Raw genomic sequence first — 12,950 nt, forward strand, 5'->3', positions numbered from 1 at the left:
GTGTGAACTGAAGAATGAAATGATGAAAGGTTATATTGATGGTATTGTACTGTCTGTTCTGAGTAAGCAGGATGCATACGGGTATGAAATATCCAAAACGGTGCATGACGAGACGAACGGTCAGTTTGATCTGAAAGAAGGCACATTATATCCCGCGCTCAAACGAATGGAGGCCAATGGGTACATTGAGGGCTATTGGGGGGAGCAAATTGGAGGACCACGGCGACGATATTACCGAATAACCTCCCAAGGTCAAACTCAGCTCGACAAGTTGAGAACATCATGGACGGATAACATTAAGATCATCAATATTTTCTTGGGAGGGAGTCTTCATGGAAATCATTGAACGATATGTAGATCAAGTACTCCGTTATACGTTTTTATCCAAACGGGAAAAGTCTGAGTGGAGAGAAGAAATGGCTGCTCATCTCCATTCGTCTATCGATCACTATAGAAATCAGGGCTATTCTGAAGAACAGGCTATTGAACGCAGCATCCAACAATTTGGCTCTATCTCAGAACTACGCAGGACGGTAACCCAAGAAACATATGGATTCAATATGAGGACGATACTTGGCTGTGCTCTAGCAAGTTTTATCCTTTTCATAGTGTCAGTCGTAGGTGGACTAGTAGCCAATCAATACGGTGTACATAACCGATATATCGAGATTATGCCGATTGTTTTGATTACCGTGAGTGCATTAAGCATCTGTATTATTTTCACGCGTAAACGTGTGGATCGACTTTGTCTGCTATCTCTGCCACTGTTATTTGCCTTAGGATATCTGCAAGCCTACTTTCAAATCTTGGTTGATTTTTGGGGTGAGGGATTATCGTTCACCATGTTTGAAAAGTTATTTTTCAGTGCTTCATATGATATTTCCGGTCGGATTGAAGTCATGTTGATCGGCGATTTGTTCCTGTTTACACAGGCGCTCATCATTTTTGCTATAAGTAAAAATCGGTACATGTCGATACTCCCGTTTGTCTTTTCCACCATATATACATTGGTTCATATGATGATATTCACTCTCTATTACGCATTCTTTACGTCAGAGCAGTTTAGTTCCTCGGTAACTCAGGGATATGGCGTTTTCCTGGATGGTAATGTGCAGCGTTTGATCGAGATGGGGCTTAATTTGGTTATGGGTGCATTAGTGCTTGTATTATTGATGCTCTGGGGGAAATGGAGTGCGAAAAGGAAGCTGAACTTAGCTTGATAGACGTGATTCAAGTGGCGTAAGAACATGCACTAATACGCAAAATAGCTGGCTCAGGAATGTTCCCCAACTACCGGATAACCGATGAGAAAATGAATCCTCCGTGTGATTCCAATTTCCTTTCTGACTTGTTAAAATTTAGGTACATATACTACGGTCAGGTTGGCGGTGAAGAGGGAATGCAACGAATCGAGGTACATCCCGATGTATTGGAGGACAAAGCCCGGTTGGTCCAGCAAAAGAAACAGGAACTGGAGCGAATGGTCCGAGAGCTGGAGAAATCCATCTATCTGTTGCAATCGGAATGGTCGGGTGTGACAGGGGAACGTTTCTTTTGGGATTTTATGCAGGTGAAAGAAGTCTTCCCTACTACACTGGGTATTTTGGATGATATCCAGAAAGAGTTTACCTTTGTAGCGAAAAATTTTAGGACAGTGGATGGCTCAGGTGAGGTTGCGCTGTATATACCTGAAGAACTGAAACGAAATTTCGGTGTGGGGCTGCTCGACAAGTCGGTTGGAGAGACCGTAACTGGAATGGGCCAGACGGCAGAAGCTTTCATTAATAATCCATTCAGTACAGCGGCTAGTGTGGCTTATGCCATGACTATAGGCAGAGTAGTCGATGTTGGGCGAGGGATTAAGTTTGCATTTGATACAGCCTGGGGAAACGGCACGGCTAGATCTGAAGTCGAGCAGTTTGTGGAAGAGCAGAAAAAGCAGGACGATCAGGATGGATGGGGGTACTACAGTGGTTCGATGGCGGGTCAGGTACTGGCCTATGCTTTCTTTGGCAAGGCATTTCGTGCGGTAGAGAATAAGCATAGCGATCTGGGCGGATCGGGTGGGGGTAAGGGGAAAGAGGGGAATGTTGGTAGTCTAGTTAGGGATGGAAACAAAACAAAATATACGAATCCTGCTGGGAATGAATTGACTTGGGTTGATCAACATCCGAAAAATATTAGTCGTGATATTGAGTCATTTGTTGAAAGTCCCAATATTGGTAAAGCGACAGAAGGAAAAGTTGCAAAACTCGTTTCGGAACAAAAAGAAGTTATAGGCTTTGGACAAAAGGTTCAAAGGGAAGATAAAACACCAGCTGGTGATTTTGATGTGTTAACAAAAGATGAAATTATTGAAGTGAAAGCTTCTGCCGGCGCTCTAAAAGTTGATCAAATTGAAAAATATACAAATGTAAATCACAAAGATTTTTTGAATTCAGAAAACAGAAAAGTTATTGTATACATTGAAGAACCACTAATTAATCTAGCGCCTGAACAATTACAAAAATTGAATAAGATTAAGGATATGGGCGCAATTATTGTAAACTCAGATGAAGAATTGAGAGGAGTTTTAAAGTAAATGGGAACCTCATCATTTTTTTTAGTTGAAAGAGACAAATACTCACCAGATAACTTACTATCATCCATAATGTTAGCAGCTTTTCATTCTGATGCCATGCTTTACTACCGAAATGAAAAGTATTTTACCGAGGATGAACAATTCAAGTACACAACAATCAGTATCATGCAGGATCCAGATATGGATGATAATAAATTTTTAATATACCTTGATGGAGTTAAGAACGATGGGCTTGAGTTTTATAATAATGGACAATTTCAAGGATTAGAAGCTTCCCTTTCTTTATATCAAGTTGGTTGTATCGAGGATGTGGATGATAACGAGAAGTTACTTTTTAGTTTTGTGTATGAATACTTGAAATTAAATCCCCATCAATATTATTGGTTGGGAGGTTATAATTGGGTTTACAGTTGGGAGGATATGAAAAAACTTAAATCATTGCCGTTTGATCCGGATTGGTGTTATAAAAATCCACAACTCTAAACACCCTGATGCATGTGATGAATTCTTGAAAAACTTCAAAAAGCCTTTTCTAACTTGATTAAAAAATAGGAATAGGCTTCTTTCTACAAGGGTAGCTCACATAAGAAATGAATCTTATAAGCAAGTATAAAAGAACAATGCACACCATCCACCGGACTATCTTAGTTCGGTTTTTTTGGGGATTAAGTAAATGTCTATCAGTGCAGTAATACTTGAACCACAGAATGATTTTGAAAAGGATTTTCTTGTTCCAGTTGTAATAGAATCTTTTTTCAAGGAATGCCGGCAACCTGCTGTTGAATTATTAGAGTTAAAATGGATAGATCTCTTTTCAACTGGTGTTGATGTAGAAGAGGAAGACGTGCCGATGATTATTGAGGAACTACCCAGAGAGATTCTAAATTAGAAGTGCTTTCTTTATGAACGGGTGGCAAGAGAAATTAGGCATCAGTGATACAAGAACTAGAGTAGAGGATTAAAATATACTCGACTATATATAAGTGACACGCATTTAAAAAAGTGAGGTGAAAATGAATATGGATTTTCTTTACACTAAGCCATATGTTCCAGGAGTGATAGACGACACACCAGTGGACCTGGAATCGTGGTTTATAGATGATTCAAGAACCCAATTATCAAGTTCTCTTAGGTTTATTAGGTGAAAAAGTTGTTAAGGAAGTTCGAGGAGAAAAGACTGTCTATAGCCTAGGTTATTTTGCGTTCTGAAGACGATATAAAGAGAGTTGAGATCGAAATTGATGATGAGGGTCTGAATATAAAAAAAATGAATATTTTTATTAATCCAGCTGCACTTTTACTTCAAAAGGAGATAACTAACCTGCGTGTTGATATTCACACTCAAAAAACAAGCGATTACTTATCCATTTCTATTAAAGATAAGATGATTTACCTTATTTTCAATGTAAGACAGAAGACTTTCATACTACCTTATAACCCATAAATGGTGCAGCGGAAAGGTGAGGTATGAGTTGTACACATCTCTGAATGATCATATCATTGAGCACTTCTACTAGACAACGTAGAGGTGCTTCTTACTATAAAATCTTAGGAGAATAAATTGCCATGATACTAAAAAAACGACTTTTAATGATCGGATGTTGTATTGCCTTTGTGATCTTACTTATTCTAACCTATAGCTTTTATAAGAAAAAAGAATGTATGAACAGTATCTAACGATGAATGTACGACAAGATATGGTTGATCTGAAGAGTACGATTATAAATAATGATAGTTTATTTAACCGAATACTTAAGAATGAAATAATAACAAACGAGATGGTTGAGGATGGAGAACAAGCAAGCCAGCTCTATTACAACTTTACAGATATGGCGCAGATTATGGATAAGTATAACTTGATGAATCTAAGTTTCAGCGAAGAAGCCAACTGGCTGGTAAAACCCGCAGCATTATTTACAAATGGCTTAGGCCAAGATGACATTTTGCCACCTACGCTTCACCGCATGCGAATGACGTTCGAGAGGCTGGATATAACCAATTATCCTGTAACAGCTGAACTTAAAGCCAGAATCGAGGAGTACCAGCAGTTAAATCATCGATGGCTAAACATTGTTGGGGACTTTGAATCCAAGGAAATTAACGAGAATGACTGGCCCCAAATCTTGAATGATCTGGAGCAAGTGACCCGTGCTTATTTTAGTGAGAAAAAAGTAGATTTCGTGGAGGATGACGTTTGGAGAGATGCTTTGAATCCAAGGTACGAATGATGAAATATCCCCATAGATGACCGGATCGAATGGGTGGAAGTCAGTTAATCGTTTCATCAGCTTTATACAACGGCTTATTGTTTGGCAAAGCTTTTCGTTCGATGGATGACAAGCATACCGATCTGGGTGGATCGGGTGGAGGGAAGAAGGAGTCGAATAAGGGGAACGGTGGGACCGGTGATAGAGATATGACTGAGCCTACCTTACCAAAGGGAAGTAAACCAACTGGAAATTATGGAGTAGGTGATTCCCACGGGATAAAAAAACAAAATGAAACTGCTGACTTCTTAGCTGAACAAGGTTATGAAATCAAGGCAACTTCTAATCCTGACTTTTTAATTCAAGGTAAGGTTTTTGACTGTTACTCGCCCAAGGAAGATGCAAACGTAGATAATATTCTTCGAAACATAGCAACAAAAACTAAAACGCAAGCGGAAAGAATCGTTGTTAACCTAGATGAATTTCCCACTGAAAAAGTTCGTGAACTTAGTCAGGGAATTATCAGAAAAGCAAATCCAACCGGAGATTTGAAAAATCTGAAAGAGATTTTATTCGTTAAGGACGGCAACATAACACGGGGGTTTGGGGAGGATTAATAGATGGACTATGAATTATTTTTAAAAAGTAAGCTCGATCGTAATTCTTTGGGGAAACTGATAGAGCAATCTGTTACTGAATCGGTTGTTGAGAAAGATTCTTTCCAAAGTAATGAAGAGGAAATAGTAATTGGCAGTAGATTTTTTACGTTGCATCTTGAAATTGAGGATATTTCTGATATCACTTTTGTTCAACAGCATTATAACTTAGATGTGAATGTATGCATTAGAACTCAATTATTTGGCAGTACTTTTTCTGAAGGTATAGAGTATATTTTCAGAATTATTAGTAAGCTTATGAAACATACTGAGGGTAATCTTTTATTCCTAGAAGATGGTTCTACTCAATTACTTAGAATGGAGAATGGTCTGCTGACGGTCAATAATCAGTTGGATGAATATCAAACTAAATATCTAACTTCAAGCCTTCTTCTTTTACTTGACCGTCCTTATATCGAAAAGGAGCTATTAAGCTAAAAAAGCAGCAGGTAAATGAAATAATGATACTACTTGAAAGCACTTCTACCACACAAACGTAGAGGTGCTTTTTTCTATGAAATCAAACAATTAATGAAATCTTCCACAGATTGGACGATAATATAAAAGAAGCAACTTTCAGCTAACCATATACATAGAGAATATCCACAACCATCCTACACCCACACGAGGTATATTCATGAAACAAGGCATATATGAACAGCTTATCAACACAATCACCAGACAGGAGATTTCGGCGCTGGACCCGGATGTGTATCACATTGGGACTGAGAAGCTGGATGCAGAGGAAGCACGTAAACTACTGTCCACGTATTTGGCGGCGGTGACCCGGCGAGCGATCAAGATAGTGAGGGAACAGACGGAAGATAAGACGGCAGTGTTGGCGCAGATCCGAACGTGTAATGAGATTATTGCTACTCTCAAAGGCACACTGGGGGAAGAAGAGTACAACGAATTGCAACTGGATGAGCAGGGGGAAGTGTTGACCCATGTGTGTTCCAAGCTGAACAGCATTCGTGCGGTCCGGGATACGAAAATCATTCGCCCAGATACACCGATCTCCCAAAGTTCATTATTCACAGGCGCGAAGTCCGAACCGAGTATGTTACTGGAGCTGCAAAAGGAGATCGTGACCGCCGATCGGATCGACTGGTTGGTGTCATTTATCAAATTCAGCGGGCTTCGTCTGCTTCTTGAACAGCTTCAGCAATTTACGGCTGGCGGTGGGAAACTGCGGATTATCACGACCACCGCCTATGCGGGCTCCTCCAACCTGTCCAATCCGGCGCTGACCAGCGGCATGCTTAAGGTGACGAAGAAGGATTCACTCGACGTGCTGGGCAAGATTAAAGCTACCTTCGGAAGTCTGCTTCTTGACTTAGTATTTAAGCGATGCTGAACATGCACTAATACGCAAAATAGCTGGCTCAGGAATGTTCCCCAACTACCGGATAACCGATGAGAAAATGAATCCTCTGTTTGATTCCAAATTCCTTTCTTAATTGTTAAAATTTAGGTAAATATACTATGGTCAGGTTGGCGGTGAAGACGGAATGCAACGAATCGAGGTACATCCCGATGTATTAGAGGAGAAAGCCTGGCTCGTCCAGCAAAAGAAACTGGAACTGGAGCGGATGGTCAGGGAACTGGAAAAATCCATCTATCTGTTGCAATCGGAATGGTCGGGTGTGACAGGTGAACGTTTCTTTTGGGACTTTATGCAGGTGAAAGAAGTCTTCCCTACTACACTGGGTATTTTGGATAAAATCCAGAATGAATTTATTTTTATAGCGAAGAATTTCAGAACAGCGGATGGTTCGGGTGAGGTAGCATTGTATATGCCGGAAGAATTAAAACGGAATTTCGCTGTTGGACTGCTAGACAAGTCGGTTGGAGAGACCATAACTGGGATTGGACAGACAGCAGAGGCGCTATTTTATAATCCATTCGGTACGCTCGCCAGTGTGGCATATGCCATGACAGTGGGGAAAGTGGTTGACGTTGGACGAGGTATTGGATTCGCATGGGATGCAGCCTGGGGAAACGGAACGGCGAGGTCTGATATTGAGCAATTCGTGGATGAGCAGAAGAAACAGATCAATGAGAGTGGAGCAGGATATTACGGTGGAACGATGACGGGGCAGGCCCTGGCTTATGTTTTATTTGGCAAAGCCTTTCGTTCGATGGAGAATAAGCATACCGATCTGGGTGGATCGGGTGGTAAGGCGGAGTCAGGAAAAGATAGTGGTTTAACTATTGACTCAAGGTTAAGAATGGAAGGAAATAAAACGATATACCCTAATCAATTCGGTAATGAGATATCTTGGACCAAACAAGGTTCTAAAGATATAGATGCTATTATCGAGAAGAATTTAAAAAGCTCAAAAGCTGGTGATGTGCTAGAAGGAAAGGTAGCGCAGCTAATAAACGAAACAGGAAGACTAGAAGGTACGGGTATAGAACTGAAAATGCAAAATAAAAAAAGGGCAGGAGATATAGATGTTTTAACAGACTCTCACATTATCGAGGTTAAAAAGTCCTTGAGTGCTTTAGATGAAAAACAACTTGATAAGTTAACAAATCCAATCAATGATAAATATTTTAATTTTGATAACAAAGAAGTTATTTTCTATATTGAAGATGTAACTGTGAAAAACAAAACTCAAGCGGATTTAGTTAAAAAATTAAGCGATCTAGATATAAAATTAATAAGCTCGTTAGATGAATTGAAGGAGGTCATGAGTAAGTGAGTTCAATAATAATTCTAAAAAAAATTATAAATTACTCTCCAGAACAGACACTTAAGAACTTTAATAATGCAGCCGAAAAAGCCGATATGCATAGTTTTCATTTGAAAGTTGATCTTGATACGGATAACAACTTTCTTTCTGCAGAAGGTACATTGTCCGAGGTAGATGAAGTAACGTTAATGAATACCGAGAATGAAGAGGGTATTAGGTATTTTTCTTTTAATGTGAATAGGGTTGTAGAAAATTCATATGATAGTTTTACCTGGCTTACCCAAGACGAAAATTACTTCTGGGCTATAGACATTGAAAATATTAACCATGAATACGAATTTATTTATAGGTTCGTTGTAGAGTATTTTAAAGAAAATGTTGAAGATTATTTATGGTTTGATGATGCTGATTGGTATTACACCGCTGACGATATTTTAAAATTAAGTCAAATGCCATATGACCCTGAGTGGTGCAGTAAAAAAATTATGTGAGGGTATTTATTCTCTAATGGTAAATGAGTCTAAAGGTATTCACATCTATGAAAAAAACAAATAAGTAAAGCACTTCTACCAGACCACAAGTAGAGGTGCTTTTATCTATGGATTCAAAACAACTAATGATATTATAAAAACAATAAATATATAGGGAAAACAAGCACAGGAATGGAAATAGAGCTTATTTTAAGAAATGATAAGATAATCTCAGCATACCCAATATATTGAATGGAGCTAAATTAGTGATGATAAAATATAATTATAAACTGAAATATATGGATGAATTTAATATGGTTGTATTAGATTTTGACGAGGAAAAAACACTAGAGTTCGCCAGTATGATAAGTGATCCCTTAGGATCTGATATACCTTGGAGATATGAAGATTTGAAGAAAGATATTGAGAATTATCTTGATTTGTTAAAGGGGGGGATACCCGAATATAGACATGGAGGAAATGCATCCAGCGTTATATCACATAAAGACTATACAATAATTGAAGATCCATTTTACGATGAGGAAGAAGATGAAGTTGAACCGATCTGTAAGTTAGAGACGGTTGAATTTGTGAAAATCATATTACTGTGGGCTTATGAAACGTACAAATTTAAAAGCAAAAGGGGAGTGATTGCTCTAGAGGAGGCAGAAATGGTTATGAAATGGGTTGAACAGAAGATGTTAGAAGTAGAAAATATAGAAAACGAGTCTATACAATAGCTAGTTTAAGCTCATTTCGAAATTTCAAACCGTTACTTATGACTGGGATGATACGCAAAATGAGTATTTTAAAGCAGTAGTTTCTGATGACTTTGATGATAATGAGGATTTATTATTTAAATTCCTTTTTGCTTTTCTGAGCAAATTTCCCGATGCAAGAGCATGGATTGAAGAAGATTGGTTTTACAATCTGGAAGACATGAAACAGATAAAGGCATCCTACAATAATAATTGGTGTTATATAGATCCAAACAACATTTAAGTGAAACACAATAATTAAGATTCAAGCACTTCTACCAAACCAAAAGTAGAGGTGCTTTTTCCTATGAAATCAAACAACTAATGAAATCTTCCACAGATTGGTCGATAATATAGAAGAAACAATTTTTAGCTCATCATATACATAGAGAACGATCCACAACCATCCTAACTCTCACGAGGTACATTCATGAAACAAGGTATATATGAACAGCTTATTAACACCATCACCAGGCAGGAGATTTCGGCGCTGGACCCTGATGTGTATAACATTGGGACTGAGAAGCTGGATGCAGAGGAAGCGCGCAAGCTGCTGTCCACGTATTTGGCGGCGGTGACGCGGCGAGCGCTCAAGATTGTACGGGAACAGACGGAAGATAAGACGGCAGTGTTGGCACAGATCCGAACGTGTAATGAGATTATTGCTACCCTGAAAGGCACGCTGGGGGAAGAAGAGTACAATGAATTACAACTGGATGAGCAGGGTGAAGTGTTGACCCATGTGTATTCCAAGTTGAACAGCATTCGTGCGGTTCGGGATACCAAAATCGTTCGTCCAGATACGCCTATCAGCCAAAGCTCTTTATTCACAGGTGCGAAGTCGGAGCCGAGTATGTTATTGGAGTTGCAAAAGGAGATCGTGACCGCCGATCGGATCGATTGGCTGGTGTCATTTATCAAATTCAGCGGGCTTCGCCTGCTTCTGGAACAGCTTCAACAATTCACAGCAGGCGGTGGGAAACTGCGGATCATCACGACCACCTATATGGAGGCAACCGACCTCAAGGCTATTACTGAACTTAGCAAACTGCCTAACACAGAGATCCAGATTTCGTATGATACCAAAGTGACCCGCCTGCACGCCAAAACGTACATTTTCCACCGTGATACTGGATTCACCACCGCCTATGTCGGCTCTTCCAACCTGTCCAACCCGGCCCTGACCAGTGGTATGGAATGGAACCTCAAGGTGACGGAGAAAGATTCACTCGACGTGCTGCGCAAGATTGAAGCGACATTTGAGAGTTACTGGAATGACCGCGAATTCACGCGATATGTGGCTGAGGATAAAGGACATGAGGCACAGTTGAAGGAGGCTCTGAATCCGTAAAAAAGATCAATCCAACCACTTTCACCTCGACATCCAGCCTTACGATTATCAGAAAGAAGTGCTGGAACAGCTGGACGCTGAGCGTACGCTGTATGGACGAACTCGCAACCTGATCGTCGCAGCCACAGGCGTCGGCAAAACGGTCATTTCAGCCTTCGACTACAAGCGGTTTCGGGCAAGCCATGCGGGAGCCAAGCTTCTTTTTGTCGCGCATAGGGAAGAAATCTTGAAGCAAAGCCGGGACACGTTCCGGTATATCTTGAAGAATATGAACTTTGGTGAGCTGCATGTGGGAAGTCATAGAGCAGAGGCGCTGGATCACCTGTTTGTTAGCATTCAGAGTCTTAACTCCATGAAGCTGACGGAGATCACCAGCCCAGATTATTACGATTACATCATTGTGGATGAATTCCACCATGCCGCTGCACCTTCATACCAGAAGCTATTGTCCCACTACGAACCGAAGATTTTGCTAGGACTAACAGCAACACCGGAACGGATGGATGGCAAAGACATTACCGCCTACTTCGATCATACGATTGCCGCCGAGATCCGTCTAACCGATGCCATTGACCGGAAACTACTGAGTCCTTTCCAGTATTTTGGCGTCACCGATACTGTCGATCTATCCCAGGTGAAGTGGTCGCGAAAAGGCTACGATCTGAACGAACTGGAAAAGCTCTACACTCATAACAAAATCCGTGCCAACCAGATCATCCAAAGTCTGAACAAATACGTAACCGATCTGGACGATGTGAAGGGGCTTGGGTTCTGTGTTGGGGTGGATCATGCGATGTATATGGCAAAAATATTTAACGAAGTCGGCATTCCATCCATAGCCCTGCATGGCGGGTCGAGCGAACAGGAACGTCATTCTGCGAAAGGACAACTGGTGAACGGGGAACTGCGCATGATCTTTGTCGTGGATCTGTACAATGAGGGCGTGGATATCCCTGAGGTGAACACCATCCTGTTCCTGCGTCCTACCGAGAGTCTGACCGTATTCCTGCAACAGTTGGGACGTGGACTACGGATGACGGATGGCAAAGAGTGCTTGACCGTGCTCGATTTCATCGGACAAGCGCATCAGGAATACAGGTTCCAGGATAAATTCCGCGCCCTGATCGGCGCCACCAAACATTCCATCTCGTACTACGTTGAGAATGGATTTTCGAACTTACCACGCGGCACGTTCATTCAATTGGAAAAACAAGCGAAGGAATACGTCATGCGCAACCTCAAGCAGATGAGTCGTAATCGCAGAGCGTTGATCCAGAAGCTTCAAACCTTCCAACAAGACACCGGACTGCCACTGACCTTGGCTCATTTTGTAGAGCATCACGGGATGACATTGTATGAATTTTATGGTGGACGTATGGGGAAAAGGTATTTCCGGGGTATGTTGGCCGAAGCTGGACTGACAGAGCCAATTGAGAGTGAGCAAGAGGAATATATCCGCAGACTACCATCTGTGCTGACGATCAACTCCCGAAGCTGGCTGACATTCCTGATCGACTATATAGAAAAAGGTAAAGAAACCGCGACCGCCGATGAACAGCGCATGTTGATTATGTTCTATTACACCTTCCAGCGGGCTGCGCCCGAGAAATTAGGGTTGAGCAGCATTGAGGAGGGAGTACAGCGTGTGCTGTCTTGTGAGGCATTCCGAGCAGAGCTTGTGGATATTTTTAAATATAATTTGGCTCATCTGCGATTTGTGGATAAAAGCAATTCGTTCCCTTACACTTGTCCACTGGATATCCACTGTATGTACTCCATCGACCAAGTTCTCGCCGCGTTCGGTTACTGGAATGCTCAGCGATCACCCGCCTTCCGTGAAGGCGTGAAGTATTTTGCCGATGAACAGACCGATATCTTCTTCATTACACTGAACAAATCGGACAAAGATTTCTCTCCATCCACACTGTACGAGGATTATGCGATCAACGAGCGTCTATTCCACTGGCAGACTCAGAGCCGGATGTCAGAGCATACGGCTACCGCGGAGCGGTATATTCATCACCGGGAGACGGGCAACCGGATTGCGCTGTTCGTACGTGAGTATAAGGAGGAGCATGGCTACACGTCTCCATTTGTATTCCTGGGCGAAGCGGATTATGTGAGTCATGAGGGGAACAAACCGATGAGCTTTGTATGGCGACTGCGGGAAGATATGCCTGCGAAGATGGTGGCGGTGGCAAATAAGTGTATTGTGTAAATATTTTTTA

General features: G+C 41.2%; 12 protein-coding genes and 2 pseudogenes. All 14 read left to right on the top strand.

Features of this window, described 5'->3' with window-relative positions:
• Positions 1 to 19 precede the first annotated feature (19 nt).
• The 14 genes and pseudogenes from MHB49_RS05520 (at position 20) to MHB49_RS05585 (ending at position 12,940) form a co-directional block, all read left to right on the top strand.
• The gene (locus tag MHB49_RS05520; RefSeq protein WP_247900922.1) at positions 20 to 346 is read left to right on the top strand and encodes a PadR family transcriptional regulator; all 327 of its coding nucleotides are present in this window, start codon (positions 20 to 22) and stop codon (positions 344 to 346) included.
• Entirely contained in the window at positions 333 to 1,220 is an 888-nt protein-coding gene (locus tag MHB49_RS05525) for a permease prefix domain 1-containing protein (RefSeq protein ID WP_247900923.1), read from the top strand. The genes MHB49_RS05520 and MHB49_RS05525 overlap by 14 nt, the downstream gene beginning before the upstream one ends.
• A 179-nt stretch (positions 1,221 to 1,399) precedes the next feature.
• Positions 1,400 to 2,581, top strand: a complete 1,182-nt coding sequence (locus MHB49_RS05530; protein WP_405155351.1) for a WXG100 family type VII secretion target — start codon at positions 1,400 to 1,402, stop codon at positions 2,579 to 2,581.
• Positions 2,582 to 3,064 carry a hypothetical protein gene (locus MHB49_RS05535; RefSeq protein WP_405155352.1) on the top strand — a complete coding sequence of 161 codons (483 nt, stop codon included), beginning with the start codon at positions 2,582 to 2,584 and terminating at the stop codon, positions 3,062 to 3,064.
• 190 nt (positions 3,065 to 3,254) lie between these two features.
• Positions 3,255 to 3,470: a hypothetical protein gene (locus MHB49_RS05540; protein ID WP_247900926.1), complete on the top strand. Its 216-nt coding sequence runs from the start codon at positions 3,255 to 3,257 to the stop codon at positions 3,468 to 3,470.
• A gap of 309 nt (positions 3,471 to 3,779) precedes the next feature.
• A complete protein-coding gene (locus tag MHB49_RS05545; protein WP_405155353.1) occupies positions 3,780 to 4,025 on the top strand; it encodes a hypothetical protein in 246 nt (81 codons plus the stop codon).
• A gap of 235 nt (positions 4,026 to 4,260) precedes the next feature.
• On the top strand, positions 4,261 to 4,809 hold the full coding sequence (locus MHB49_RS05550) for a hypothetical protein (protein ID WP_405155354.1): 549 nt from the start codon (positions 4,261 to 4,263) through the stop codon (positions 4,807 to 4,809).
• 29 nt (positions 4,810 to 4,838) lie between these two features.
• A complete protein-coding gene (locus MHB49_RS05555; RefSeq protein WP_405155355.1) occupies positions 4,839 to 5,405 on the top strand; it encodes a hypothetical protein in 567 nt (188 codons plus the stop codon).
• 3 nt (positions 5,406 to 5,408) lie between these two features.
• Positions 5,409 to 5,882, top strand: coding sequence for a hypothetical protein (locus MHB49_RS05560; RefSeq protein WP_405155356.1), 474 nt, complete (start codon positions 5,409 to 5,411; stop codon positions 5,880 to 5,882).
• Positions 5,883 to 6,081: 199 nt separating this feature from the next.
• Positions 6,082 to 6,789 (top strand): annotated as a pseudogene (locus tag MHB49_RS05565) (NgoFVII family restriction endonuclease); the annotation flags it as partial.
• A 166-nt stretch (positions 6,790 to 6,955) separates the two neighbouring features.
• The gene (locus tag MHB49_RS05570; protein ID WP_405155357.1) at positions 6,956 to 8,152 is read left to right on the top strand and encodes a WXG100 family type VII secretion target; all 1,197 of its coding nucleotides are present in this window, start codon (positions 6,956 to 6,958) and stop codon (positions 8,150 to 8,152) included.
• Positions 8,149 to 8,634, top strand: coding sequence for a hypothetical protein (locus MHB49_RS05575; RefSeq protein ID WP_405155358.1), 486 nt, complete (start codon positions 8,149 to 8,151; stop codon positions 8,632 to 8,634). Before MHB49_RS05570 ends, MHB49_RS05575 begins: the two co-directional genes overlap by 4 nt.
• Before the next feature lie 248 nt (positions 8,635 to 8,882).
• Positions 8,883 to 9,353: a hypothetical protein gene (locus MHB49_RS05580; RefSeq protein ID WP_405157052.1), complete on the top strand. Its 471-nt coding sequence runs from the start codon at positions 8,883 to 8,885 to the stop codon at positions 9,351 to 9,353.
• A 448-nt stretch (positions 9,354 to 9,801) separates the two neighbouring features.
• Positions 9,802 to 12,940: pseudogene (locus MHB49_RS05585) on the top strand (DUF3427 domain-containing protein).
• Positions 12,941 to 12,950 lie beyond the last annotated feature (10 nt).

Origin of the sequence: Paenibacillus sp. FSL K6-0108 (genome assembly GCF_045040695.1) — a bacterium.
Taxonomy (GTDB): Bacteria; Bacillota; Bacilli; order Paenibacillales; family Paenibacillaceae; genus Paenibacillus; species Paenibacillus pabuli_B.